Source organism: Vreelandella sp. GE22 (assembly GCF_968212445.1).
The window spans coordinates 3,464,354-3,488,334 of sequence record NZ_OZ309110.1 but is presented as its reverse complement, the minus strand read 5'-3'; the positions used below and the strand labels follow the sequence as shown (position 1 = coordinate 3,488,334).

Annotated in this window: 23 protein-coding genes and 1 other RNA gene; 14 read left to right on the top strand and 10 right to left on the bottom strand. The window is 58.6% G+C overall.

What is annotated here, in order from left to right; all coding sequences use genetic code 11:
* Window positions 1-8 precede the first annotated feature (8 nt).
* The 3 genes from ACWHRL_RS16405 (at window position 9) to ACWHRL_RS16395 (ending at window position 2,823) form a co-directional block, all read left to right on the top strand.
* Window positions 9-197, top strand: coding sequence for a hypothetical protein (locus ACWHRL_RS16405; protein ID WP_447894492.1), 189 nt, complete (start codon window positions 9-11; stop codon window positions 195-197).
* Window positions 190-1,707: a sodium:solute symporter family protein gene (locus ACWHRL_RS16400; protein WP_447894491.1), complete on the top strand. Its 1,518-nt coding sequence runs from the start codon at window positions 190-192 to the stop codon at window positions 1,705-1,707. Before ACWHRL_RS16405 ends, ACWHRL_RS16400 begins: the two co-directional genes overlap by 8 nt.
* Window positions 1,708-1,791: 84 nt before the next feature.
* A complete protein-coding gene (locus ACWHRL_RS16395) occupies window positions 1,792-2,823 on the top strand; it encodes a leucyl aminopeptidase (RefSeq protein WP_447894490.1) in 1,032 nt (343 codons plus the stop codon).
* Window positions 2,824-2,910: 87 nt separating this feature from the next.
* On the opposite strand, the gene ACWHRL_RS16390 is transcribed toward ACWHRL_RS16395, so the two are convergent.
* The 3 genes from ACWHRL_RS16390 to ACWHRL_RS16380 are packed head-to-tail and all read right to left on the bottom strand — an operon-like array spanning window position 2,911 to window position 5,290.
* Window positions 2,911-3,840, bottom strand: a complete 930-nt coding sequence (locus ACWHRL_RS16390) for a 5-oxoprolinase subunit C family protein (RefSeq protein WP_447894489.1) — start codon at window positions 3,838-3,840, stop codon at window positions 2,911-2,913.
* Window positions 3,837-4,541 (bottom strand): 5-oxoprolinase subunit B family protein, encoded by a 705-nt coding sequence (locus ACWHRL_RS16385; protein WP_447894488.1) that lies wholly within the window; start codon window positions 4,539-4,541, stop codon window positions 3,837-3,839. Before ACWHRL_RS16385 ends, ACWHRL_RS16390 begins: the two co-directional genes overlap by 4 nt.
* Window positions 4,538-5,290 (bottom strand): 5-oxoprolinase subunit PxpA, encoded by a 753-nt coding sequence (locus tag ACWHRL_RS16380; protein ID WP_447894487.1) that lies wholly within the window; start codon window positions 5,288-5,290, stop codon window positions 4,538-4,540. The genes ACWHRL_RS16385 and ACWHRL_RS16380 overlap by 4 nt, the downstream gene beginning before the upstream one ends.
* Before the next feature lie 540 nt (window positions 5,291-5,830).
* On the opposite strand from ACWHRL_RS16380, the gene ACWHRL_RS16375 reads away from it, so the two are divergent.
* The 3 genes from ACWHRL_RS16375 to ACWHRL_RS16365 all read left to right on the top strand — a co-directional run bounded on the left by ACWHRL_RS16375 (window position 5,831) and on the right by ACWHRL_RS16365 (window position 8,846).
* Window positions 5,831-6,808: a TRAP transporter substrate-binding protein gene (locus ACWHRL_RS16375; RefSeq protein ID WP_447894486.1), complete on the top strand. Its 978-nt coding sequence runs from the start codon at window positions 5,831-5,833 to the stop codon at window positions 6,806-6,808.
* Window positions 6,809-6,887: 79 nt separating this feature from the next.
* Window positions 6,888-7,451: a TRAP transporter small permease gene (locus ACWHRL_RS16370; RefSeq protein WP_447894485.1), complete on the top strand. Its 564-nt coding sequence runs from the start codon at window positions 6,888-6,890 to the stop codon at window positions 7,449-7,451.
* A gap of 90 nt (window positions 7,452-7,541) precedes the next feature.
* A complete protein-coding gene (locus ACWHRL_RS16365; RefSeq protein ID WP_447894484.1) occupies window positions 7,542-8,846 on the top strand; it encodes a TRAP transporter large permease in 1,305 nt (434 codons plus the stop codon).
* A gap of 8 nt (window positions 8,847-8,854) precedes the next feature.
* On the opposite strand, the gene ACWHRL_RS16360 is transcribed toward ACWHRL_RS16365, so the two are convergent.
* Window positions 8,855-10,384: a sensor domain-containing diguanylate cyclase gene (locus ACWHRL_RS16360; RefSeq protein ID WP_447894483.1), complete on the bottom strand. Its 1,530-nt coding sequence runs from the start codon at window positions 10,382-10,384 to the stop codon at window positions 8,855-8,857.
* Between the two features lie 217 nt (window positions 10,385-10,601).
* Window positions 10,602-11,348, bottom strand: a complete 747-nt coding sequence (locus ACWHRL_RS16355) for a sulfite exporter TauE/SafE family protein (protein WP_447894482.1) — start codon at window positions 11,346-11,348, stop codon at window positions 10,602-10,604.
* Window positions 11,349-11,863: 515 nt separating this feature from the next.
* On the opposite strand from ACWHRL_RS16355, the gene ACWHRL_RS16350 reads away from it, so the two are divergent.
* On the top strand, window positions 11,864-13,471 hold the full coding sequence (locus ACWHRL_RS16350) for a methyl-accepting chemotaxis protein (RefSeq protein WP_447894481.1): 1,608 nt from the start codon (window positions 11,864-11,866) through the stop codon (window positions 13,469-13,471).
* 14 nt (window positions 13,472-13,485) lie between these two features.
* On the opposite strand, the gene mgtE is transcribed toward ACWHRL_RS16350, so the two are convergent.
* The gene (gene mgtE / locus ACWHRL_RS16345; RefSeq protein WP_447894480.1) at window positions 13,486-14,841 is read right to left on the bottom strand and encodes a magnesium transporter; all 1,356 of its coding nucleotides are present in this window, start codon (window positions 14,839-14,841) and stop codon (window positions 13,486-13,488) included.
* Between the two features lie 54 nt (window positions 14,842-14,895).
* Between mgtE and ACWHRL_RS16340 the strand changes: the two genes are divergently transcribed.
* Both ACWHRL_RS16340 and ACWHRL_RS16335 read left to right on the top strand, forming a co-directional pair.
* A complete protein-coding gene (locus tag ACWHRL_RS16340) occupies window positions 14,896-15,183 on the top strand; it encodes an FCD domain-containing protein (protein ID WP_447896189.1) in 288 nt (95 codons plus the stop codon).
* Window positions 15,184-15,423: 240 nt separating this feature from the next.
* Window positions 15,424-16,329, top strand: a complete 906-nt coding sequence (locus ACWHRL_RS16335) for a D-alanyl-D-alanine carboxypeptidase family protein (protein WP_447894479.1) — start codon at window positions 15,424-15,426, stop codon at window positions 16,327-16,329.
* 106 nt (window positions 16,330-16,435) lie between these two features.
* Here the strand turns inward: ACWHRL_RS16335 and ssrA are convergent.
* Both ssrA and smpB read right to left on the bottom strand, forming a co-directional pair.
* Window positions 16,436-16,815: a transfer-messenger RNA gene (gene ssrA, locus ACWHRL_RS16330) on the bottom strand.
* Window positions 16,816-16,858: 43 nt separating this feature from the next.
* Window positions 16,859-17,350: an SsrA-binding protein SmpB gene (gene smpB / locus ACWHRL_RS16325; RefSeq protein ID WP_447894478.1), complete on the bottom strand. Its 492-nt coding sequence runs from the start codon at window positions 17,348-17,350 to the stop codon at window positions 16,859-16,861.
* A gap of 126 nt (window positions 17,351-17,476) precedes the next feature.
* Here smpB and ACWHRL_RS16320 point away from each other — a divergent pair, with 126 nt between their 5' ends.
* Both ACWHRL_RS16320 and ACWHRL_RS16315 read left to right on the top strand, forming a co-directional pair.
* Window positions 17,477-17,911: a type II toxin-antitoxin system RatA family toxin gene (locus tag ACWHRL_RS16320; RefSeq protein WP_447530103.1), complete on the top strand. Its 435-nt coding sequence runs from the start codon at window positions 17,477-17,479 to the stop codon at window positions 17,909-17,911.
* Entirely contained in the window at window positions 17,901-18,221 is a 321-nt protein-coding gene (locus ACWHRL_RS16315) for an RnfH family protein (RefSeq protein ID WP_447894477.1), read from the top strand. The genes ACWHRL_RS16320 and ACWHRL_RS16315 overlap by 11 nt, the downstream gene beginning before the upstream one ends.
* Window positions 18,222-18,224: 3 nt before the next feature.
* Here the strand turns inward: ACWHRL_RS16315 and ACWHRL_RS16310 are convergent, their stop codons facing one another.
* On the bottom strand, window positions 18,225-18,722 hold the full coding sequence (locus ACWHRL_RS16310; protein WP_447894476.1) for an outer membrane protein assembly factor BamE: 498 nt from the start codon (window positions 18,720-18,722) through the stop codon (window positions 18,225-18,227).
* Between the two features lie 72 nt (window positions 18,723-18,794).
* On the opposite strand from ACWHRL_RS16310, the gene fur reads away from it, so the two are divergent.
* Window positions 18,795-19,205 (top strand): ferric iron uptake transcriptional regulator, encoded by a 411-nt coding sequence (fur, locus tag ACWHRL_RS16305; protein WP_447530100.1) that lies wholly within the window; start codon window positions 18,795-18,797, stop codon window positions 19,203-19,205.
* Window positions 19,206-19,320: 115 nt separating this feature from the next.
* Here fur and recN read toward each other — a convergent pair whose 3' ends face one another.
* Window positions 19,321-20,994 (bottom strand): DNA repair protein RecN, encoded by a 1,674-nt coding sequence (recN, locus tag ACWHRL_RS16300; protein WP_447894475.1) that lies wholly within the window; start codon window positions 20,992-20,994, stop codon window positions 19,321-19,323.
* Between the two features lie 198 nt (window positions 20,995-21,192).
* Here recN and grpE point away from each other — a divergent pair, with 198 nt between their 5' ends.
* A complete protein-coding gene (grpE, locus tag ACWHRL_RS16295; RefSeq protein ID WP_447530098.1) occupies window positions 21,193-21,837 on the top strand; it encodes a nucleotide exchange factor GrpE in 645 nt (214 codons plus the stop codon).
* A 138-nt stretch (window positions 21,838-21,975) separates the two neighbouring features.
* Window positions 21,976-23,910: a molecular chaperone DnaK gene (gene dnaK, locus ACWHRL_RS16290; protein WP_447530097.1), complete on the top strand. Its 1,935-nt coding sequence runs from the start codon at window positions 21,976-21,978 to the stop codon at window positions 23,908-23,910.
* The last annotated feature ends 71 nt before the right edge of the window (window positions 23,911-23,981 follow it).

The window sequence follows — 23,981 nt, the reverse complement described above, 5'->3', positions numbered from 1 at the left end:
GGTGGATCATGAAACGAAGCAAGTGGATATGGGCAGTCTGGCTGGTGGTTCTACTGAGCTGTCTGGTGCCCTACACCCTACTGACCAATATCAACGCGTGGTACGGCAGCTTTCTGTTCTGGAGCTGTGCGGGGCTCGCCATCATTGCGCTGAACGTCTACATCACCAAGGATTTCGAGGAGCACGACAATGACTGAATCGATGATTTGGTGGTCCATCGGCATTTATCTACTGATTGCGGTGGGCATCGCGTTCTTGTCGCGCCAGGGCCCGGCGGAGAGTATGTCCGGCTACTTTCTGGGTAACCGGCAGATGAACGGGTTCGTTTCGGCGCTGAGCTACAGCGCCACGACCTATAGTGCGTTCATGATGGTGGGCCTGGCCGGGTTGACCTACGCCGGCGGTGTAGGGGCACTGGGCTTCGAGATCATCTACTTCGCCGGTGTCTCACTGGTGGCGATCTTCGGCCCGCGCTTCTGGGCGGTGGGCAAGAAGTTCGGCTTCGTGACACCTAGTGAGATGCTGGGGCATCGCTATAACAGCAAGCGGGTGGCCATGGCGGTCTCCATTGCCAGCTGTATCTTCTTGATTCCATACTCCGCAGTGCAGCTGGCCGGCGTGGGTTACCTGCTCGAAGGCATGAGCAACGGCGCCATTACTTTCACCACCGGCGTGATGATGGCTACTGCCATCGCCATCTTCTTCTCCTACATTGCCGGTATCCGCTCGGTCATGTGGACCGACTCGCTGCAGGCGCTGATGATGATCGTGGCCTCCACCCTGGTGGCGTTTCTGGTCATTCAGGGCTTGGGCGGCTTCAGCGGGTTGTTCGGCACGCTCCAGGCCGAACACACGGCCTCGCTCAGTGTACCGGGCTCGGGACTTTTCAGCTTCGTGACCTTCCTGGGGCTGTGCATTCCCTGGTTCTTCTTCAGCCTGTCCAACCCCCAGGTGAGCCAGCGCCTGTTCATGCCGTCGTCGCTGCGCTCCATGCGCCAGATGCTGATCGGCTTTCTGGGCTTTGGCTTCATCTATACGTTGGTCTCCGTGCTGTGGGGCTTCTCGGCGCTGGCGGCGTTTCCCGGCCTCGAGGGGGCTGACCTGGCCACGCCCTCGCTGCTGGCCTCTGAATTCGTGCCGCCGCTTCTGGGCGTGATCGTCATGATCGGCATCATGGCCGCTGCCGTGTCGACCATCGATTCCATCATGCTGACCCTGGCCTCCATGCTCTCGCGCGATGTCTACGCCAACGTCAAACCCGGTGCCGATGAAAAGCGCCAGCTGCTGATGGGCAAGATCGTCGTTCCCATCATCGCGCTGTTGGCGCTGGGCTTTGCCGAGTTGCAGCTGGATCTGATCGCCGTGCTGTCGGTGGCCGCCTCATCGGGGCTGGTCGCGATGGTGCCCGCGATCATCGGCGCCTTTTTCTGGAAGCGCGGCACCGGCGCCGGGGCGCTGGCCAGCATCATCGGCACCAGCCTGTTCGTGCTGATCATGTACGCCACGGGCAACTCCTTGCTGGGCCTGCCCTCCGGCATCTGGGGCATCGTCGTCTCTACGGTCTTGTTCGTTGGGGTGAGTCTCGCGACCCAACCCCATCAGGCCTCGGCGGATGCCTTTCTGGACGCGATTACCGACGAACTGGGTCGCAAAAAGCGCGTATCGGCCACTACCTCGACCACCTCTGGCAACAAAGCCACCGTCTGATGCATTGAACGGGGCTTAATCGACCTCTGTTGGCCCAATGCGGCGCAGAGGTCGCACCCTCATCGACGCTCTTCAGGAGGCGTTATGGATCACGCAAGCTTTACGGAAATCTGTCTTCACCAGCTGAAAATGTCCGGGGTCAAATCCGACGAGCGGCTCATCGTGCTCACCCAGGGTAACGAGCGCCTCGATTACGCCGACGCGTTCATGGCCGCCGGCCAGCGCCTGGGCGCCAACATGTACCACATGCGCCTGCCCGCCCCTTCTGCGATGGGCGGCTGGAACGTTGGCACGACCGGTTTGGCCGCCATGCCGGACGCGGTCGAGGCGCTGAAGAACTGCGACATGCTTATCGACTGTATCTTCCTGCTCTTCTCGCCGGAGCAGATGGCCATTCAGGACGCGGGTACGCGAGTGCTCACGGCGGTGGAGCCGCCGGAGTTGCTGGCGCGGATGCTGCCGTCCAAAGAGCTTAGAGAGAAAGTCGAGATCGGCGCGGCGATGCTGGAAAAAGCCAAGGTCATGCGGATCACCTCGCCTCATGGCACCGATGTGACCTACAAGCTGAACACCTACCCGACGGTGGCCGAATACGCCTGTACCGACGAGCCGGGGCGGTGGGATCACTGGCCGTCCGGCTTCGTGTTCACCGGCGGCGACGACGACGGCGTGGATGGCACCATCGTGGTGGCGCCGGGCGACATCTTGTTACCCCAGAACATGTACGTTCGCGAGCCGATCACCTACACCATTGAGAAGGGTTGGATCACCGATATTCGCGGCGGCCTGGATGCCGAGCTGGTCAAATCCTACATGGAGAGCTTCGACGATAAGCGCGGGCTGGGCATGAGCCACGTGGGATGGGGCATGAACCCGAATGCCAAGTGGCACCGTATGGTGCCCGGCGAATTCCCCGGCGGTATGGGCATGGAGCCGCGCAGTTTCTACGGCAACGTGATGTTCTCTACCGGGCCCAACAACGAGCTCGGCGGCCCCAACGACACCGCCTGCCATTTGGATATTCCCATGCGCGGCTGTTCGCTGTTTCTCGACGACGAGCCCGTCGTGGTCGATGGCGACATCGTGGTCAAGGAGATGCAGATGGCAAAGAACTGATCAGTCGCCGAAAACGACAAAAGGCACCCTTGGGTGCCTTTTGTCGTTTTGAGCGCCTGGATGGCGAAAGCCCAAAGGCCAACAGGCCTATTCCCACACCGCCAGCTGTCGTCGATGAGCCAGCTGCGCCTGGGTGGCGCTGACCGCCTTCAAGCGGACCTCGGTGCCGGGCAGGCACTGGGCGAGCAGCGCACAGGCGCTGGGGGTAAGCGCGCCGATGCGTGGGTAGCCGCCGATGGTTTGGCGGTCGTTCATCAGCACGATGGGTTGGCCGTCCGGCGGCACCTGAACCGCGCCCAGGGGAATGCCCTCCGAGACGATACCCGACAACGCGCTTTGAAGCGGCGCTCCGGTCAGGCGAATACCCATGCGGTCGGCGCGCTGGTCGACCGTCCAGGTCTGGTTGAAGGCGTTATAAAGGCTGCGCCCGGCAAACAGCGCAGCCTGTGCCCCCAGTACCATGGGCAACGGGCAGCCTGGCGTGGGAAGTGGCAGCTGCACACCTCGGGGCAGCGTGCGCGACGGATGCTTGCCGCCGTGCCAGCTGAGCCGGTCGCCGGTTCGCAGCGGCTTGCCGTCATCGTGAAGCCCGCCGATTTCCTCCCGCGCCGTGCAGGCGCGGCTGCCCATTACCGTTGGCGCGTCGAGCCCCCCGGGAAAGGCCAGGTAGGTGCGTAGCCCGGTTTTGGGCTGACGAAACGTCAGCTTCTGCCCGGCGTCGAGCGTAAAACATCCCTGAGACGCTAGCGGCTGGCCGTCGATACGTGCGTCCAGGTCGGCACCCGCCAGTGCGAGTGTGACGTCGCCTTCGGCTTGCAAGGTGAGGTTGCCGCCCATGGCGATCTCGAGCGCAGCGCAGTTTGGCGCGTTACCCAAAAGCCAGTTGGCCCAGCGATACGAAATCCAGTCCGCCGCGCCGGACTGGGTGACGCCCAGATGGCTGACGCCGAAGCGCCCGTTATCCTGAATCAGCGCCAAGGGCCCTGCCTGCTGTACGATCAAACCGGGCTGGTTCATGGGCGCTCCTCCAATGGGGTGGTATCGCCGCCGGCGGCTTCGAACTCGGCTTTCGATACCGCCTTGAAGCGCACCTTGTCACCCGGGCCAAAGAGTGGCTCGCCCCGCCGGGCGTACTCGAATAGTGGCACAGCGGTACGGCCCAGAACGTTCCAGCCGCCGGGGGAAAGCAGCGGGTAGATCGCCGTTTGCCGGTCGGCAATGCCCACACTGCCTGCCGCTACCCGTTGCCGGGGCGTTTGTAGCCGAGGGGTGGCCAGCGCTTCATCCACCAGCCCCATGAAGCCATAACCCGGCGCGAAGCCTAGCGCGAAGACGCAGTAGTCGTGATCGCAATGGCGTTTTATGAGCTCGTCCACGCTGATCCCGGCACGCTCGGCGACCCGGGGTAGCTCCGGCCCGACGCTTTCGTGGTACCAAACGGGAATTTCGTGAAGCCGGCCGTTTTGCGTGTCAGCGGGCGCAAGACCCGTGAGTGCCTGCTTGATCAGCGCGGAGGCTTCAGAAAAAGCGAGTTTTTGACAGTCGTAGTGTATCAACAGCGTGGTGTAGGACGGGACGAGATCGATCAGCGCCTCGCCAAAGGCGCGGCGCAGCGCGGTATCCGCGGCGATGATCCAGGCCATGTTATCTTCGTCGATGACGTCGAACAGCCGAGCGGTAATCGCCTCCATGGACGCGGTTTCAAGGCGCAGGTTCACGCCGACTCCAGCGCGTCGAAGGCCTCGCGAATGGCGCGCACCGCCGCCACGGACTCTGGATTGTCGCCGTGCACGCAGAGCGTGTCGCAGGGAAGTTGAAGCGGTGTGCCATCGAGGGCGGTAAGCGTCTCGCCCCGGGCAAGCGCTTTGGCCTGAGCGACGATGGTCGCCTGCTCTTGATGCACGGCACCGGGCAGGCGGCGTGAAACCAGGTGGCCGTGGGCGTCATAGGCGCGGTCGGCGAAGGCCTCGAACCAAAGCGCCACCCCCATTTTGGTGGCAAGCTCACGGTGTGGCGCGCTGTCGGCGGTGGCCATCACCATCAACGGCAGGTTGATGTCAAAGCCACGAACGGCGCGCATCGCGCCTTCCAGAAGCTCCGGGTTGGCGGCCATGTCGTTGTACATCGCCCCATGAGGCTTGATGTAGGCAAGCTCGGCGCCTTCGGCGCGGCAAATCCCGGCCAGTGCCCCGGCCTGGTAGAGCATCATGTCCTCGACTTCCGCCGCCGAGCAGGCCATGGAGCGCCGCCCAAAGCCCATCAGATCCGGGTAGCCAGGGTGGGCGCCGATGCGCACGCCGTGCTGGGCGGCTAGCGCCACCGTGCGCCGCATGACATGCGGGTCGGAGGCGTGATAGCCACAGGCGATATTGGCGCAGTCGACATACGGCATCACCTCGCTATCCAGTCCGAGGCGCCAGTTACCGAAGCTTTCGCCCATGTCACAGTTGAGCAGCGGGAGGGCCATAACGTCTCCAAGGGTATGTTAAGTGTTGTCGATTACATGTAATGAAAATGCCACCAATATAGGGGAGGGGCTCTTCACGTTACCAATCGTTTTACCTGTATTTATTACCGATGACTTATATCATGCTGTTATTTAAGTTAAAAATAGTTGACGATAGGGTGTGAACCGATAGTCAAATACTCAAAACGATAAGGAAAGAGCGGCACGTATTTGCCGCACAATCGGTTCATAACAGTGTCGCCGGTGAACATTTTAAAGCGGACCATGTTCTTGACCGCGACGCACTAGTGGTTAAGCCTCTTCGGCGTGTTTTGGCCTCGAATTTGCAGCGAAATAACGTATAGTCCGAGCGTACTTCGCGACTGGAGTCGATGGCTGGCCAGCTTTATCGCCTTGCACTCTCTAAGCCTGTGCTTACGATGTACTACGATATTATCTGGCGAAAAGCCAAACATTCACGCGTTACCGGTCCATGGATTAAAGGCTTTGCCTCTTCACCCCACGCACTATTACAAGATATCTAAAGAGAGGAAACAACATATGCGACTCACGACACCGCTAGTGCTGGTTACCGCCTGTACGGTGGGTTTTACAGCGCAAGCCGCTGAATGGACCATGGCAACCCCTTACGGCGATGCAAGTTTTCATACACAAAATACCCGACAGTTCGCCGAGGATGTGGCCGAGGCCACCGATGGCGAGCTGACGATCACCGTACACAGTGGTGGCTCGCTGGTCTCACACGGGGAAATCAAACCGTCGGTGCGCCGGGGTACGATCGACGCAGGCGAGGTGTTTTTATCGGTCCTCTCCAACGACGACCCGATCTTTGAAGTAGATACCCTACCCGGGGTGGCGGGTAGTTATGACGAGGCGTTTGCGTTATGGCAAGCGACCAAACCCATGATGACCGAGCTCTTCGCTGCTGAGGGTCTGATGCCGCTTTACGCAGTGGCTTGGCCGGCTCAGGGTATTTATACCGCACAGGAACTGACTGATCCGGCGCAATTCGAGGGGCTTCGGGTACGTGCACCGAATATCAACACTCAGCGGTTCATCGAGTTTTTAGGTGGCAGTCCCACCGAGACCGAAGAGTCGGATATTCCGACAGCGTTCAGCACCGGACGCGTGGACGCCATGATCACCTCAAGCTCCACCGGTAATTCGATGACGGCCTGGGACTACGTTTCCCACTATACCGATGCCACTTTGTGGTTTCCCAAGAATATCGTGTTCATTAGCCAGCGCAGTTTCGATCGCCTGGACGAGTCGACCCAAGAGGCGTTGATGGAAGCCGCCGCGCGTGCCGAAGAGCGTGGCTGGCAGCTCAGTCGGGAAGATAACGACGAGAGTCTGGCCACGCTTGAAGAGAATGGTGTGAGCGTTTCTCAGCCTAACGACGAGGTAGCCGATGCGCTGCAAGCCGCCGGTGATCAGCTATTCACCAACTGGCTGGAGCGCGCCGATGAAGAAGCGGAAGCGGCTCTTGAAAACTACCGCGAGCAGCTAGACCAGTAAGATCCGGTTGGTGTTAGTCATTTGACGGCAAGCTTTGCTTGCCGTCTTCATAACCCGCGCGTTTTATGAGGTCTTCTACATGACGTTTAAACTCGACAAGCTCTACCGCCTGGGGGCATGGGGGGCTGCGGCGTGCATGATTGCTATCTGCACGTTGATCACGCTGCAAGTGCTGTTTCGCTTGCTCGACGCGCTTTTGGTGTTGGTCGGGTTGAACCGGTTGGGTATTAGTATTACCGGCGTTTCGGAAATGGCGGCGTACCTTCTAGTGGGCGCCACCTTTTTGGGTCTGGCTTACACCTTCACTCACCATGCCCATATTCGAGTAACGCTACTGATTTCGAAGCTGCCTTCGAGAGTGCGCGTCTGGTTTGAGGTGTTCGGACTGGTAGTGGCTCTCGCTATCAGTCTCGTGCTGGGCTATGGCCTGATCGGGCTCGCCCGCGAAAGTCTTCAGTACAATGATGTCTCCTCCGGTTTTTTATCGCTACCCCTTTGGATCCCCCAAACGGTATTGATCACCGGGGTAGGGCTTTTGTGCCTGGCGCTCATCGAGGCGTTGATCAATGCACTGCGCATTGCCGCACGCGACCCGGCCAGTTTTCGTGAGGCGACGGCCACCGAAGATGGCAACATGCATTGAGCATTCGTGTCCGTCCTACGTGGCTTGAACGCGCCGGGCCAGCTTATCGATGAGTGAATCGACGAATAATACAACGTTGGAGAAGACCCTGTGCTACTACTGAGCTTGGTCACTATTGTCACCCTCTTTGCCCTGCTGGGCAGTGGGGTGTGGGTCGCCTTTGCCCTTATGGGAACGGCCTGGATAGCGCTGGCGTTTTTCAGCCCCTTTGCGCCGGGCTCGGTGCTGGCCTCCGACTTTTGGGGCGCCAGCTACGGGTGGGATCTGACCGCGCTGCCCATGTTTATCTGGATGGGCGAAATACTGTTTCGCTCTGGGCTTGCGGACAATATGTTTCGCGGCCTCTCGCCCTGGTTGAATCGACTACCAGGGCGCCTGTTGCATACCAATATCATCGGCAGCGGTATGTTTGCTGCGGTGTGTGGTTCGTCGGCGGCGACCTGCGCGACGGTGGGCAAGATGACGCTGCCCGAGCTTGAGCGGCGCGGCTATGATAGCAACATGGCCATCGGCACCCTGGCCAGCGCATCGACGCTTGGGCTTTTGATTCCCCCTTCGATCGTCTTGATCGTATACGGCGTGGTGACCGAGCAGTCGATCTCACGGCTGTTCATGGCGGGCATCGGGCCAGGGCTGATGATTCTGGCGCTGTTCATGAGCTACCTGATCATTTGGGCGTTGGTCAAAGGTAAACAATCCGGGTTAACCGGCGCTGACGAATCTGATATGAGATTGGGCGAGAAGCTGCGTAACACGCTGGCGCTGATGCCGATCCTGCTGTTGGTCGGCGGTATCATCGTCTCCATTTATGGCGGGCTTGCCTCACCGACCGAAGCCGCTGCCGTGGGCGTCGTTCTCTCCATTATCATCGCGCGGTTCAACGGCCAATTTAATCGCGGAATTTTCACCAGCTCGCTTTTTGCCGCAGTGCGTACGGCCTGCATGATTGCCTTCATCATCGCCGGTGCCTCTTTTCTTACATCCGCCATGGGCTTTACTCAGGTGCCCATGCGCCTGGCGCAGGCCATCAGTGAAATGGGGCTGTCGCCCACCATGCTGTTGGTAGCACTGACCTTGTTACTGCTAATCATGGGCTGCTTTTTAGACGGGATCTCGCTTATCTTGCTGGTAACAGCGATTATCATGCCGGTGATTAGCGAAGCGGGATTTGATTTAATCTGGTTTGGCATCTACTTGGTCATCGTAGTGGAGATGTCTCAGATTACCCCGCCGGTGGGTTTTAACTTGTTCGTCATTCAAAGCCTGACCGGCAAGGATATTCTGACGATTACCAAGGCCACGTTGCCGTTTTTCCTTTTAATGATGCTCGCCATTGCGCTGATGCATCTTTTTCCTGCAATTGCGCTTTACTTGCCTCGGGCGATGACGGGCTGAGTGACTACTCAGCGCCCATAAATTGCCACACCGCTGCGCCCGGCGCGCTTGATGTCGTACATGCTCTGGTCGGCGGCGGCGATCAGTTCGTGCACGTTGTCGAATACACCGTCTTGTACACAGGCAATGCCGATGGAGACTGAAATATAAAGCGGTGTTTCGCCGCTGTAGAACATGGGTTCTTTTTCGAGTAACGCCATGATGCGGTGCGCGAGCCGCTCGGCGTTTTGCGCCGTTTCATCGGGCATGATGATGAGAAACTCCTCGCCGCCGTAGCGCCCAGCGATATCGGAGGCGTCGACCAGCGAAGAGAGCACTTTGCCAAAGCGCTGCAGGACGTTGTCGCCGGCACGGTGGCCGTGCTGGTCGTTGAGCCTTTTGAAGTGGTCGAGGTCGATGAATACCACGGACAGGGTGCGGTTTTTCTGGCGGCACAGCGTAAAGCGCATCTGAAGCTGTTCATCGAGCCAGGCGCGATTGGCCAACTGCGTGAGAGGGTCGATACGGCTTCGCTCGAGCAGCGCGTCGTGCTGATGCTCCAGTTGTCTGAAGCTCATCTGCTGCGCCTCCAGCCGCGCGCTAATAGCGAGAGCGTGCTGAAACAGCAGCTGTTTCGCTTCGCTCAGTACTGCCTGGCTATCGATAGGCAACGGCACGGCCAGCTTGAGTAGATCGCTTAACAGGTGAATCTGCTGATGCATTCGATGGAACAGCGACTCGAGCAGGACCACGTGCTCGGTATCCGAGGCAGAGAGTTCGTAAAGCAGCGTTGCAAAGGACTGAGCCGGGGCCTTGGATAGCCACGCATCCGCCAGCGGGCCTGAAAAGCGTACGCATATGTCGAACGGGGCCTTTGCCAACACGCTGTCGTGGCTCTCATCGATCGCGGTGACGATATTTTCCGGCAGGCCCCACTTGGCTGCAAGCCACGCGCCAATCAGCGTATGGTCGCAGCCAAAGCGCTGGCGCTCCTCTTTGGCGAGCTGCATGTGAGAGCGGTCGGGCTGGGTGTAGAGCGTGGCCGCTTCCTCGGGGTAAGCCATTTGCAGCGCCAGGATGCCAATGTCTTGCAACAGCGCAACGGTAAACGCCTGGCCTAGATAGTCGGGGCAGAGTGTTCGGGCAAGCTGGCTTGCAATCGCCGCCGAAGCAATGGCTCGCTGCCATCCCGGTATGGCGATCTCGTTGGTTTGGTCGTCTTTAAAAAGTGCAAAGCTCAAAACTACTGCTAGTGTCGCGTCGGTGCCCAGGCGCTGGGTTGCCTCAAGGCTCGTTTGCGCAGGCCTGGGGGCGCGCACGATATGCGCCGTATTCGACACCGCAATCAACTGCGCGGTAAGTGCCGGGTCGTGTTCGATGACAAAGGCATACTCTTTGAGCGACACGTCAGGCTTTCGCGCGACCTCCAGCACCTGCATGGCGACCGTCGGCATCGAGGGCAACGAAGCCGTACTCAAAAGTGATTTGCTTAGAAAGCTGGGCAACTTTTCCGACAGCGCTGCATAGAGCGTGTCGCTAGCCACTGAATGGCTCTTCATCTTCTCTCCATATGCAATGCTCACTCAGTGCAATAAGCGATTATTATGGCCTCACGAAAGCATATACTTTTAAAGGACTTTCGTCGCCTTTAAAGCGCTATAACGTCTTCTCTATACAGCAGGAATTACTATTTTAAATTAGTCGAAAGCCGCTGGTTTCCGGCATCGCCGATTCTCCCGCCTTGTCGATGCTTTCGTTCGGGCTTGAGTCTGAAGGCTAAACATTCAAGGATTGCACGATCAGGTTAGTGCCCACCAGTAGCATGGCCAGGATGACCAGCCGGTAGAACAGTGCATCGTTCACTCGGCTTTGCAGCCAAAGCCCGTTACGCACCCCCATCCACGCCACGGGTACCAGCAAAAGCGAGGCCCAGGCACTGGTGAGGTTGACTTCGCCCAGCCAGAGGTAAGGCCCCAGTTTGATGGCGTTGACGATGGCAAAAGCCACCGCACAGGTAGCAATGAAGGTCCCCTTGGCAAGTTTGCGCGGCAGAAGATACACGTTGAGCGGTGGTGCACCGGCGTGGGCGATAAAGCTCGTAAACCCGCACACACTTGCCGCGGGCAAGGCCCAGCGTGTGGAGATGGGCTTTTTGGCGACCGGCTTTAACAGCATGTAAACGGCAAACACCAGCGATAAAAGCCCTAGTACCAGCCGAACGCCCTGATCGCTCAAGCTGCCAAAAAGTAGCGTACCGATCGCCACGCCGATAAAAAGGCCGGGCAGAAAGCGCCACACTTCTGCCATATCGTGCTTGCCCCACCACGCTTTCACCGCGAATACGTCCATCACCAAGAGCAGCGGCAATAATAGTCCTGCGGCTTGAGTGGGGCTGATCACCAACGCCATTAACGGCACTGAAAGCGTACCGAACCCGCCTGCAAAACCACCCTTGGAGACGCCGGTGAGGTACACGGAGAAAACGATCAATATCCAGGCGATGGTGGAGTAATCGGGAAGCATGGGGGACCTAGTCTACTAAAATGAAGTCTGTAAAACGTCGTGGAGTAGCGGAGTATAGCATCCGGCTATCTGTCGGCGGGTAAGGTGGTAACACAGCTGCACTTTAACCCCATCTTGTTTGAACCGATTTTCGGTTTTGAGCAGTGTATTAATGGCTTTTAGCTATTTGGCTGAATAGGGTGGATTAATTAAAGTTTTAATGATTTTAGCCGTTTTTAGAAGTGACGGGGATGGGTGATCAACGACTAGACCGTGATTTTTATGATGGCGCGGTAAGCTTGGTCGTATCGCCTAACGGCCTTGCTGATTGCCAGCGTCCATTCGGCGGGCTGTTTTCAGGGGGCTGGTAGTAAAAGGGAAACGCCTATAAAAAAGCGCTATAAAGCGTTCGGTCTTCAACTGCAAGGGCACCTAAATAAGTGCGCGGCGGCTTCGAGTGTGGTGCCTGTTATATAAAACGACTGTACAGCGAGCGTCCCTTCCTGAGTTCTCTATCACCTAACGGAATATACATAATGAAATTCAAGGATTTTTCAATTAGCAAGCAGATTGGCTTTGGATTTTTAGTGCCTGTCTTTTTTTTAGTATTTACGGGGGGGTTGAACTCGTTCAGCCTGCGCAGCATTAACGACACCATGAGTTCTCTTTATTATGATCGCGTGGTCCCCTTGCAGGATCTTAAAGTGATTTCGGATGCTTATGCGGTGGATGTCATCGATGCCGTTAACAAGGCCAACGCGGCCTTGATGAGCGCTGAAGAGGCGCTCGAGGCGGTTCATGGCGCCCGCGATGTCATTGCCGATCGGTGGCAAGCTTATATAGCGACGACGCTGACGGCCGAGGAGGCGGCGATTGCCGCTCGGGCCCAGGCGCTATTCGAACCAGCCAACCGCGCGTTGGATGAGCTCGAGCAAACGTTGCAAACCATGTCAGGGCGGGCCGTGGGCAGGCTCGACGCTCATGATGGCGCCTTGTACGCCTCTATCGACCCTATAAGCGAGACGATCACTCGACTGATCAATGAGCAGCTCGTCGCCGCGCAGCGGGGGATGGAACATGGCGATGCCCGATACTATCAGGCGATGCTATCGACCCTGGCCCTTGGGTTATTGGCGGTGCTGATATCGGTCGGCGCGGCCGTCATCATTACGCGAGGTATTACCCGGCCGCTAGGTCAAGCCGTTCAGCAGTCCCAAGCCGTCGCCGATGGCGACTTATCGACCAGCATCGAACCCGACTCCCAAAACGAAATCGGTCAGCTGCTGATGGCGCAAAAGGCGATGGTCGCAAGTCTTGCCCAAGTAGTTTTCGATGTGCGCCGTAACGCCGAAAGCGTCGCGACGGCGAGTGCACAAATCGCGCAGGGCAACGACGACCTGAGCCAGCGCACCGAGGTGCAGTCCTCGGCGCTTGAGCAGACTTCGGCTTCGATCGAGGAGATGGGCTCCAGCGCGACCCAAAATGCTGAAAACGCCATGAATGCCAACCAGCTTGCCGCCAGTGCCAGCACGGTCGCCCGGGAAGGGGGCGGCGTTGTAGAGCAGGTCGTACAGACCATGCGAGACATCAATGAAAGCAGCAGCCAAATTCACGATATCGTGGGCGTCATCGATAGCATCGCGTTTCAAACCAATATTTTGGCGTTGAACGCCTCGGTAGAAGCAGCGCGGGCCGGTGAGCAAGGCCGCGGTTTCGCCGTGGTGGCCGGTGAAGTGCGTAATTTGGCCCAGCGCAGTGCGCAAGCGGCTCAAGAGATCAAGGCATTGATTAGTATCAGCGTAGAGCGCGTGGGTAAAGGCACCCAACTGGTGGATCAAGCGGGCGCCACCATGCAAGATATCGTGGCATCGATCCAGCACGTAAGCGACATCGTGGGAGAGATCAGTAGTGCCAGCAGCGAACAGAGCGCCGCCGTTAGCCAGGTGAGCCAAGCGATTAGTCAGCTCGATCACACCACCCAGCAAAACGCGGCGCTCGTTCAAGAGTCGGCCGCGGCGGCCGCAAGCCTTAGAGATCAGGCCCACGACCTGGTGGGGGCCGTGGAGAAATTCAAACTGTCAGAACACCCGCTAATAGCTAATACCAGCGGTCGCCCTTTGCTCGATAAAGCGCCCGCGAGGTGAGGGGGGACCCATCTTCATAAAATAATCACCGTCGCTAGGCCCAGAAACGAGAGAAAGCCGACGACATCGGTCACAGTGGTCAAGATAACCGCGCCGGAGAGCGCTGGGTCGATCTTCAGCCGCTTCAGGACCAAGGGGATCAGTACGCCCGAGATATTCGCCAGACTCATGTTGATAAAAATGGCCAGCGTGATGACCACGGTGATGAGCACCTGGCCAAACCAAAGATAGGAGATGGCGCCCACCACCAGGGCCCAGACCAGGCCGTTACTCATACCAACCCAAAGCTCCTTGTTATAGAGCCAACGCTTGTTATTACCGGCCAGTTGGCCAAGGGCCAGGCCACGGATCACCACCGTTAGCGTTTGGCTGCCGGCGATTCCCCCCATGCTGGCGACCACCGGCATTAGAATCGCCAGCGCTACGATTTGATCCAGCACCGCCTCGAACCGCCCGATGACGAACGCCGCCAAAAAAGCCGTCATTAAATTGATGCCCAGCCATACGCCGCGGCTTTTGGCGCTACGCACGATGGGCGTGAACACCTCTTCTTCGTCGCTGACGCCGGAAAGGTGCTTCAGCGTTAGATCCGCGTCGTCCTGGGTGATTTCCAGAACATCTGCCGCATTGAGCTGGCCCACCAGCAAGCCATCGCTATCGCACACCGGGACGAAGGGCAGCTCTTTCGAACGCAGCAAAATAGCGGCTTCGCTGACTTTCATCTGATCGTTGAGCGTGAAAAAGTCATCCATGTAGTCATCGACCACCGCGTCCTGGGGCTGCTTGATCAAGTCGATCAGCGTCAGCGTACCCAGCAGGCGTTTGTCTTTATCGGTGATCATCACCTGCTGCGACTCATCGTCGAGCAGATGATGGATGCGAATATAGCGCTGTACGGCTTCGAGGGAGACACCCTGCTTTACATTGACCGTCTCCGGGTCCATGTAGCGGCCCACGACATCCTCTTCGTAGGCGTGCAGGTTCTCTACTTGGGCGCGAATATTGTCATCGAGGCTTGCGTAAACGCTCGTTTTGACGTCCTCGTCAGCCACCTCGAGCACTTCGGCAACGTCCTGGGCGTCCAGACCTCTAACGATGTTTTCGATATCGCTGATCGACAGGTCTTCGACGTAGTCCGCGCGGATATCTTCATCGACGCTTGCCAGCACTTCGCCGAGCAGCGTAGCGGGGATGAGTTCCCACAAGAAGTTACGCGTCTTCGTGGGAAAGGATTCGAGGATGCGCGCTATTTCCAGAGTTTCCAGATCGTCGAACAGCGTCTTCAGTGACGGCGTATCGTTTTCATCGAGTCGCTCTTGAATGTAAAGAAGCTGCGTCTCGCCATCGGTGTACTGTTCGTCGTCGGCCATGAAATCCTTCCTTGGGCGCATGATCGGTAAAAGAGGGGGGTGCGTAGCGGTAACATGGCCCACCTTTCAGTCTATGGTGTACCTGCGTGGAAAGCTATAAACACAGAGTTGACTTGGCTTTACCGCGTTATGTACCAAGTGAGTCGCCAGCTTTACCGCGTCCGCTACCTTTCGAATCAAAAAAACGAGAAGTGGGCGACGGCCATGGAGGAGCACGAAGCGATTCTGGCCGCCCTGGAAGCGCGCGATGGCAAGCGAGTAGGCCACGAGCTGCGTAACCACCTAGGGAAAACCTGGATCAAGTACGCCAACGGGGAGCAGGTCTATAGCCCGCCGCGCTAAAAAAGGTGTGTTCGAGAAACTGGCACATGCCAATGCCTGAAGGTTTCAGGGGTGTCCTCAAAGCTTTATGGCTGCTTCCTATAAAAAGACGGCAACTAGATGGGGTAGCCGCTGTCACTTTATTCAGCGGTTCCTGGTTCAGGGGCCCGCCGGTCCGCCCCGCCATAGCGTAAGGGTTTGCCGGCTTTGTGTTCATGCTTCAAGCTCAATGCACGCAGACTCAGGCATCGGGAGCGGAAAATGGCACGACCGGATGACGTACCGAGAGAGGTGAAAAGCGATCTGGAGGGCGGGCTTGATCAGCTCGGTGGTAAGTCGCTTGGCAATTCTGCTGAAATCACCGCCGAGTCGGCCATTTGCGTGAGCGCTTCACGCCATTCGGCGCTTCATGATGATGTGCTGTGGGCCAAGGATGCGGACCTTAAAATGCTGCCGGCCTCCCTCGCGAAGCTGTTGACCTGCCTGGTCTTTTTAAAGTGGATGCCGGTACTGTCGGACGTCTTGCGGGTTGAGAGCGAAGATGCGACCGGCGGGTCCGGTAACAATCTGCGTGCGGGGGACGCCATCACGGTGGAGGGCGCGCTGCATAACCTCATGCTCCCCTCCAGCAATGTAACCGCCGCCGTCGTGGCGCGAGTAGTGGGTCAGAAAATACTGGATAATGAAGCCGGCAGCGGGCATCCGAAAGAGCGGTTCGTTCAGGAAATGAACACCACTGCGGCCAGGCTTAAAATGCACAACAGTCATTTCATCAACCCGCACGGTCTTCCCGCCGCCCATCAGTACGCTACCGCCAGAGATCTGGCCCGCCTCGGCCGGGCGGCGCTCGATAGCGACGTGCTCGTCACTATCTGGAACAAGGCGCGATACACCCTGCACGTGGGCGGCCCGGATGCGCGCGTGGAGCCCATCACAACATCGGTGGTCGCTATACGAGAGAAAGACCGCGCCGTTACCGGGGGCAAGACGGGCACGCTCACCGGGTGGGGGTTCAACCTCTTGCTCGAGCATGCCGCGCCGGGTGGTCACCGCGTCATTACCGTCGTTCTCAAGTCCACGTCCGATTCTCGGCGCTACAGCGATGCCACGACCATCCTGAATAGCGTCTCTCGAGCGTTTACATGGCCGGCGATCAAGCCTGTCTAGAAGCGTTTCGAGCCGCAGCAGGCTTTAATCGCCGGGCTCGAAAAGGCGCGTCTCAATTCCTGGGCACAAAAAAAGCACCCGAAGGTGCTTGATTTGCTGGGGTGTCTGGTGGAGGCGGCGGGAATTGAACCCGCGTCCGCCAGCACTCGCCCATTGGCTCTACATGCTTAGATTTCGTCATTTGCTTTAACGTAGCTGGCTCCGACGATCAGGATCCAGTCACGCGAGCCTTCTAAAGTTTAACGGTTGACGAGAAGACACCGCCAACCGCGGTCCTATCAGCTTTAGCTCATATCCCCGCAGTGATGAATAGGCACATCACCTTGGGGCCAGACAAGAAGCTAGCAGTTGTTACGCTGCCAGCGCGCCTTGAGCATAGTTTTCGTCGTTTGCGACTATTTTTCGTGATGTGGTATTTACGAGATACATCACGCTCTCGGCATGCACCGCAGGGTTTGTCACCGGCGTCGAAACCATGTCGCCCCCGAGTCAGAGCAGTATTCTAACGTGCTCAGCGCTAATTGACCAGCTACGCGCGGTTATGTTCCCGCATGATTCGACCTTTCTGACGGTCCCAGTCGCGATCTTTTTCGGTCGCGCGCTTATCGTGAAGCTGCTTACCGGTCACCAGCGCCAACTCACACTTCACCATATTGCGCTTCCAGTAGAGCTTGAGCGGCACGCAGGTGTGGCCCTTGTCCTGGGTGACCGAGAAGATCTTGGCGATCTCCTTGCGGTGAAGCAGCAGTTTGCGCGTGCGGGTCGGGTCAGCAATCTCGTGGGTGCTGGTGGTGTTGAGCGGCATGATGTGGCTACCCAGCAGCCACGCTTCGCCATTACGCACCAGAATATACGTATCGGTGAGCTGACCCTTGCCCGCGCGCAGGCTTTTAACTTCCCAACCCGCAAGCGAAAGGCCTGCTTCGAAGGTTTCGTTAATGTGGTACTCAAACCGCGCCTTCTTGTTCTGGGCGATGGCGCTGTTGCTGGGGCCCTTGCTCTTGCCGTTCTTAGTGGCCATGAAACCTCATCATTAATCTGTCGATAGCACCCCCTTCGTTATATGGGGAGGCGTGATACCATTCAAGGTCTGAAATATTATTTCCCATGATACGCTTTGGGCACTGTGAAGTCAGCGGAGAGGTCAATGCCAACCGTTAATCGTACCGCCATGGTGCGGCACACCCCCCAACAGATGTTCGATTTGGTCAACGATTTCGAACATTACCCCGAGTTTTTGCCCGGGTGCCGCCGTGCCCGCCTGATCGAGCGTGACGAAACGCATCTGATTGGCGAGATGACGCTGGGCCGCGCGGGAGTGGAGCAAACCATCACCACGCGCAATGATCTGTACGCCCCGGAGCGTATCGAGCTTTCGCTGGTAAAGGGCCCGTTCAAGCGGTTAAAGGGCCGCTGGCTCTTCACGCCCATGGGCGAGGGCACCTGCAAGGTTAGCCTGGAAATGGAGTTCGAGTTTGCCAACCGGTTGCTGGGTATGGCGTTTGGCAAGCTGTTCCAACAAATCGCCGGCCAGTTGGTCGATGCGTTCACCAAGCGCGCAGACGAACTATATGGCCGATGAGACCTCGAGCGCGCTTTTCTGCGTGGAAGTGGTGTTTGCCACGCCGCAGAAACAGCGCATCGTGAAAGTGGACGTTACGCCCACCACCACCGCCCGGGAAGCCGTCGCAAAGGCCGAACTCCCCGCGCTTTTCCCCGAGCACTCCGTCAATACCTTTGACGAAGCGCCATTGGGCGTTTTTGGGAAAGCACTGCGTGAGCCAAGCGTGCAAACGCTTTCACCCGGCGATCGCATCGAGGTGTACCGCCCGCTTCAGATCGACCCCAAGGCCGCCCGTCTGGCGCGTGCCAAGCGCCAGACGGGCGACTAGCCCTTAGTCCAGAATCACGGGCTGCGGGTCTGGTGCGTTCTCCGGGGTCGGTGTGGGCGCGTTCTCGGGCGCTGGCGTCGTCGTTTGCTGGTTCGGCGTCATGATCGGCGTTGCTGGGTCGGCGGTTTCGGTCGCCGGCCCTGCGCCCTCACTGCGACTGACCGTCGGTGCGCGCGAAAGATCGCCCTGCTGCTCGACGTTGGCGAGCCGCCCCTGTTCATCAAAAGTGAGCGTTACGCGGCGCTGCTCGACGCCGGCGTACGCCTTGTCCAACCGGTAGACGTAGTCCCACTCGCGGGAATCGAAGGGCGCCTCTAAAAGCGGGCGCCCCATGACGTAGGTGACCTGTTCCTGGGTCATGCCAGGTTGCAGCTGGCTGACCATTTCCTGGGTCACCAGGTTGCCTTGTGGGATGTCGCGCTTGTAAACGCCAACGTAGCTACAGCCGCTAACGACGGTCAGGGCAACGGAAAGCGTAATGATACGAGTCAATTTTTGCATTTGGGCCTGTTCTTCACTATCGTGGTTTCGGTCGATCATACCCGACCTAACCTGTTACTGCGAAGAGCAACCATGGCCGATCAGAACCATGAACTACGCAAAGCCGGGCTAAAAGTGACCCTGCCGCGTGTCAAGATTCTCCAGATTCTCGAAAATGCTTCGGGCCAACACCACCTTAGCGCAGAAGAAGTGTATAAAACACTGATTGATGCGGGTGAGGATGTCGGCTTGGCGACCGTCTATCGTGTGCTGACTCAGTTCGAGTCAGCCGGTCTTGTGATTCGTCACAATTTCGACGGCGGCCACGCAGTGTTCGAAATGACCCAGGAAGACCATCACGACCATATGGTATGTCTGGAAAGCGGTGAGATCATCGAGTTCGTCGATGAAATCATCGAGCGTCGTCAGCAAGAAATCGCCGAAGAACACGGCTTCGAGCTGATCGACCATGCGCTGGTGTTGTACGTACGCCCCAAGACGTAACACGCACTCCTTCAAGCGGTTTATTGAGTCAACGAACCGCAGCGCTCACAAAAGCGCCCCGGCTGCTATCGCGGCCGGGGCGCTTTTGGTTTTAGGCGTGCCAGGGTTTTAGCCGCTAGTGCGTTGGGCGCTGGCTGGCGTTGAGCATCTCCCGGGCGTGGGCCAGGGTTTGCTCGGAGAGTTTTACGCCGCCCAGCATGCGCGCCAGCTCGCTCACCCGGCCCTGATCGTCGAGTAGCGCCATGTGGGTCAGGGTGCTGTCGCGCTTGGCGTGCTTTTCGATATGCAGGTGCTGGTGCGCCTGAGCGGCGACCTGGGGCAGGTGGGTCACCGTCATCACTTGGCCCTTTTCGCCCAACTTGCGCAGAAGCTGACCGACGATTTCCGCCGTAGCGCCGGAAATACCCACGTCCACTTCATCGAAGACCAGGCTTGGGATGGTGGAGTGGCTGGCCGCCACGACCTGGATCGCCAGGCTGATGCGCGAAAGCTCACCGCCGGAAGCCACTTTGGTGAGCGGCTTGGCCGGCTGGCCCGGATTGGCGCTGATCAAGAACTGCACCTGGTCCAGGCCTTCCTGGCTGGGCGTTTCACGTGAGGAAACGGCCACCTCGAAGCGCGCCTTGCTCATCGCCAAAAACGCCAACTGCTGCTGGACTTCCTTGCCGAGTTTGATGGCGGCTTTCTGGCGCGCCTCGGAGAGCGCTTTGGCCTCCTGGCGGTAGCGCTCGCGGTACTCGGCTACTTGGCCGCTTAACGCCTCGATGTCTTCGTCGCTTGCCTCGAGCTGGGCGAATTCCTGGGCAAGCGCCTTGTGAAGCGCACAGAGCTCTTCCGGGGCGACGTGGTGCTTGCGTGCGATGCGGTGAACATCGGTCAGGCGCTCGTCCACCCAAGCCAGGCGCTCCGGGTCAAGCTCTGTGGCGCTGGCGAAGTGGGAGAGCTCGCTGGCGGCTTCCTCTACCTGAATGCGGGCATCCGACAGCATGGCAAGCGTATTGGCCAACACGCCCTTGTCGCTACCGGGAAGCGCGGTTAGTCGCGCGTGGGCCTGGTTGAGCAGCGATAAAGCGCCGCCTTCATCGCTTTCGCAGCACTCCACGGCAAACTGGGTCTCGCGAAGGGTCTCCTCGGCGTGGGCCAGCGTATGCTGCTCCTCTTCCAGGGTTTGCAGCTCGCCCTCACTCAGGTCCAATTGATCCAGCTCTTCCACCTGGTAGCGCAGTAGCTGACGTTTGGCCTCGACTTCGCTGCCAGCCTCGCTGCGTTTTTTCAGCCGTGCCCGGGCGCTGCGCCACTCCTTGAAGGTTTCGGTCAACGCCTGGCGCTTGGGTTTGAGCCCGGCGTAGTCGTCCAGCAGGGCAAGGTGAGTCTCTTCGCGCATCAGCGCTTGATGGGCGTGCTGGCCGTGTACCTGAATGAGCAGTTCGCCCAACGCTTTAAGATCGGCGATGGTCACCGGCTGGCCGTTGATCCACGCCTTCGAGCGACCGCTGGCGCTTACCACGCGGCGCAAAAGGCACTCTTCTGACGAGAGCTCTCGCGCTTCGAGCCACTCGGCAGCGGCGGGCAGGTGGGTAATGTCGAAACTGGCGGAAAGATCGGTGCGCTCGCAGCCGTGGCGTACGCTCCCGGCCTCGGCGCGTTCGCCCAGGCAAAGCCCCAGGGCGCCAAGCAAGATGGATTTGCCCGCCCCGGTTTCACCGGTGATGGCGGTCATGCCGTCGCTCAAGTCGAGCTCCAGACGGTCAACGATGGCGTAGTCCTGGATCACTAGCTGCGTCAGCATAGGGCCTCCTGGGCAGGGCGCTATAGAAACTGGATGCTTATACAATGATTGTTGTTTTATACAGTAGTCGATAACTCACTTCAATGCCCCTCTTGAGATGACGGCCAGGGCCCCCATATAGCGTGCATACGCATTGATAAACCCTTTGTTTCATCAGGCAGCCGCATTAGGCGCCGCGACCTCATTTAGGAGTACGGCATGGCGAAAGAACCGCAAACCCCCATGGATGACGAGCTGGCCCGCCAGGAGCAGGAGGCCGACGTTACCGAGCAGGCCGACGAAGAGCGCTTGGTCGAGGGTGACCTGGAAGGCGTGCTGGACGACGAGTCGCCGCTGGGCACCGACACTTTGGAGCAGGGCGTGGATAACCCGGAAGCCGAAGTGTTGGCCGCGCGGGTAGAAGAGCTCGAACAGAGTTTGTCCGAGGCCAAGGACCAGTCGCTGCGCGCCTCGGCGGAAGCGCAAAACATTCGTCGCCGCGCTGAAGCCGAAGCGGAAAAAGCGCGCAAATTCGCGCTCGAGAAGTTCGTGAAAGAGCTTCTGCCGGTGGTCGACAGCCTTGAAAAAGCCCTCGAGAACATGCAGGAAGACGCTACTGACGTACACCGTGAAGGCGTGTCCATGACGCTCAAAATGCAGCTGGACGTGCTGAACAAGTTTGGTGTCGAAAGCGTGGAGCCCCACGGCGAGCCCTTCGACCCTCAGGTGCACGAAGCGATGACCATGGTCCCCAATCCGGAGCTCGAGCCCAACACCGTGATGGACGTGATGCAAAAGGGCTACCTGCTCAACGGCCGTCTGGTTCGCCCGGCGATGGTCGTGGTCAGCAAGAAAGCAGAGTGATCGAGTTGGGGGTTAATGCAAAATTCCCCCTTGAAAAGTTCAAGGCGGCCCCCAGATAAAGGCCAACCCGCGGTAGTTACCGCAGACCGATTGCTCAACAGCATTTAGTTTTGTCACAACCGAATTCGAGGTTTTGCTATGGGACGTATTATTGGTATTGACCTGGGTACCACCAACTCTTGTGTGGCGGTTCTCGATGGTGATAGCTCCAAGGTAATTGAAAACGCCGAAGGCGGCCGCACCACGCCGTCCATCATCGCCTACACCGATGACGGCGAAACCCTGGTCGGCCAGTCGGCCAAGCGCCAGGCCGTGACCAACCCGGAAAACACCCTGTACGCCATCAAGCGTCTGATCGGCCGCCGTTTCAAGGACGACGTCGTTCAAAAAGACATCAAGATGGTGCCGTACAAGATCGCCGAAGCCGATAACGGCGACGCGTGGGTCGAAGTAAAAGGCAAGAAAATGGCACCGCCGCAGGTCAGCGCGGAAGTGCTTAAAAAGATGAAGAAAACCGCCGAAGACTACCTCGGCGAAGAAGTGACCGAAGCGGTCATCACCGTACCCGCCTACTTCAACGACAGCCAGCGTCAGGCGACCAAAGACGCCGGCCGCATCGCGGGTCTGGAAGTCAAGCGGATCATCAACGAGCCGACCGCCGCTGCCCTTGCCTACGGCATGGACAAGTCGCGCGGTGACAAGACCATCGCGGTTTACGACTTGGGCGGTGGTACCTTCGATATCTCCATCATCGAAGTGGCCGATGTCGATGGCGAAACCCAGTTCGAAGTGTTGGCCACCAACGGCGACACCTTCCTGGGCGGCGAAGACTTTGACCTTTCGTTGATCAACTACCTGGTCGCGCAGTTCAAGTCCGACAGCGGTATCGACCTTTCCGGCGACAACCTGGCCATGCAGCGCCTGAAAGAAGCCGCCGAGAAAGCCAAGATCGAGCTTTCAAGCGCCCAGCAGACCGACGTGAACCTGCCTTACATCACGGCAGACAACACCGGTCCCAAACACCTGAACGTCAAAGTGACCCGCGCCAAGCTCGAGTCGCTCGTCGAAGAGCTGGTACAGCGCTCGCTGGAGCCGTGCAAGATGGCGCTGAAGGACTCCGGTCTTTCCGCCTCTGAAATCGACGACGTCATCCTCGTCGGTGGTCAGACGCGTATGCCGCTGGTTCAGCAGAAAGCCGCTGAGTTCTTTGGCAAGGAAGCGCGTAAAGACGTCAATCCGGACGAAGCCGTTGCCGTAGGTGCCGCGATTCAGGGCGGTGTACTGGGCGGCGACGTGAAAGACGTGCTGCTGCTCGACGTCACCCCGCTGACGCTGGGTATCGAGACGCTCGGCGGCGTCATGACGCCGCTGATCGAGAAGAACACCACCATCCCGACGAAGAAGACCCAAACCTTCTCCACCGCGGATGACAACCAGACGGCCGTGACCATTCATGCCGTGCAGGGTGAGCGTAAACAGGTAGCGCAGAACAAGTCGCTGGGTCGCTTTGATCTCGCCGACATTCCGCCGGCACCGCGCGGCGTACCGCAAATCGAAGTTGCCTTTGACTTGGACGCCAACGGTATCCTGAACGTCTCCGCGAAAGACAAGGCGACGGGTAAAGAGCAGTCGATCGTCATCAAGGCTTCCAGCGGTCTTTCCGATGAAGAAGTCGAGCAGATGGTGCGCGACGCCGAAGCCCACGCCGACGAAGACAAGAAGTTCGAGGCGCTGGTCCAGCTGCGTAACCAGGCCGACGGCATGATTCACGCCACGCGCAAGACCCTGGAAGAAGCCGGCGACAAGGCGACCGATGAAGAGAAGCAGAACATCGAAACCGCCATCACCGAGCTCGAGGAAGCGGTCAAGACCGATGATCAGGACGATATCCAGAAGAAACTGGATGCTCTGACCGAAGCCTCTGGCCAGCTGGCGCAGAAGATGTACGCCGAGCAGGCTGAAGGCGCCGAGGCAGCCGAAGGCGAAGGTGGCGAAGAAACCGCTTCCAAGCCGGAAGACGACGTGGTTGACGCCGAGTACGAAGAAGTCAACGACGAGCAGAAGAAGCAGTAATTTCTCTTTCTGCCAAGGATAGCAGTGACGCGGGAGCTCTCTCCCGCGTTGCTGTTTCCGCGGCCAGGACG

Excerpts from the sequence above, each read along its gene's own strand:
- ACWHRL_RS16405 (WP_447894492.1), top strand. The coding sequence starts at position 9 with ATGAAACGAAGCAAGTGGATATGGGCAGTCTGGCTGGTGGTTCTACTG.
- ACWHRL_RS16400 (WP_447894491.1), top strand. The coding sequence starts at position 190 with ATGACTGAATCGATGATTTGGTGGTCCATCGGCATTTATCTACTGATT.
- ACWHRL_RS16395 (WP_447894490.1), top strand. The coding sequence starts at position 1,792 with ATGGATCACGCAAGCTTTACGGAAATCTGTCTTCACCAGCTGAAAATG.
- ACWHRL_RS16390 (WP_447894489.1), bottom strand. The coding sequence starts at position 3,840 with ATGAACCAGCCCGGTTTGATCGTACAGCAGGCAGGGCCCTTGGCGCTG.
- ACWHRL_RS16380 (WP_447894487.1), bottom strand. The coding sequence starts at position 5,290 with ATGGCCCTCCCGCTGCTCAACTGTGACATGGGCGAAAGCTTCGGTAAC.
- ACWHRL_RS16375 (WP_447894486.1), top strand. The coding sequence starts at position 5,831 with ATGCGACTCACGACACCGCTAGTGCTGGTTACCGCCTGTACGGTGGGT.
- ACWHRL_RS16370 (WP_447894485.1), top strand. The coding sequence starts at position 6,888 with ATGACGTTTAAACTCGACAAGCTCTACCGCCTGGGGGCATGGGGGGCT.
- ACWHRL_RS16360 (WP_447894483.1), bottom strand. The coding sequence starts at position 10,384 with ATGAAGAGCCATTCAGTGGCTAGCGACACGCTCTATGCAGCGCTGTCG.
- ACWHRL_RS16355 (WP_447894482.1), bottom strand. The coding sequence starts at position 11,348 with ATGCTTCCCGATTACTCCACCATCGCCTGGATATTGATCGTTTTCTCC.
- ACWHRL_RS16350 (WP_447894481.1), top strand. The coding sequence starts at position 11,864 with ATGAAATTCAAGGATTTTTCAATTAGCAAGCAGATTGGCTTTGGATTT.
- mgtE (WP_447894480.1), bottom strand. The coding sequence starts at position 14,841 with ATGGCCGACGACGAACAGTACACCGATGGCGAGACGCAGCTTCTTTAC.
- ACWHRL_RS16340 (WP_447896189.1), top strand. The coding sequence starts at position 14,896 with ATGGCCCACCTTTCAGTCTATGGTGTACCTGCGTGGAAAGCTATAAAC.
- ACWHRL_RS16335 (WP_447894479.1), top strand. The coding sequence starts at position 15,424 with ATGGCACGACCGGATGACGTACCGAGAGAGGTGAAAAGCGATCTGGAG.
- smpB (WP_447894478.1), bottom strand. The coding sequence starts at position 17,350 with ATGGCCACTAAGAACGGCAAGAGCAAGGGCCCCAGCAACAGCGCCATC.
- ACWHRL_RS16320 (WP_447530103.1), top strand. The coding sequence starts at position 17,477 with ATGCCAACCGTTAATCGTACCGCCATGGTGCGGCACACCCCCCAACAG.
- ACWHRL_RS16315 (WP_447894477.1), top strand. The coding sequence starts at position 17,901 with ATGGCCGATGAGACCTCGAGCGCGCTTTTCTGCGTGGAAGTGGTGTTT.
- ACWHRL_RS16310 (WP_447894476.1), bottom strand. The coding sequence starts at position 18,722 with ATGCAAAAATTGACTCGTATCATTACGCTTTCCGTTGCCCTGACCGTC.
- fur (WP_447530100.1), top strand. The coding sequence starts at position 18,795 with ATGGCCGATCAGAACCATGAACTACGCAAAGCCGGGCTAAAAGTGACC.
- recN (WP_447894475.1), bottom strand. The coding sequence starts at position 20,994 with ATGCTGACGCAGCTAGTGATCCAGGACTACGCCATCGTTGACCGTCTG.
- grpE (WP_447530098.1), top strand. The coding sequence starts at position 21,193 with ATGGCGAAAGAACCGCAAACCCCCATGGATGACGAGCTGGCCCGCCAG.
- dnaK (WP_447530097.1), top strand. The coding sequence starts at position 21,976 with ATGGGACGTATTATTGGTATTGACCTGGGTACCACCAACTCTTGTGTG.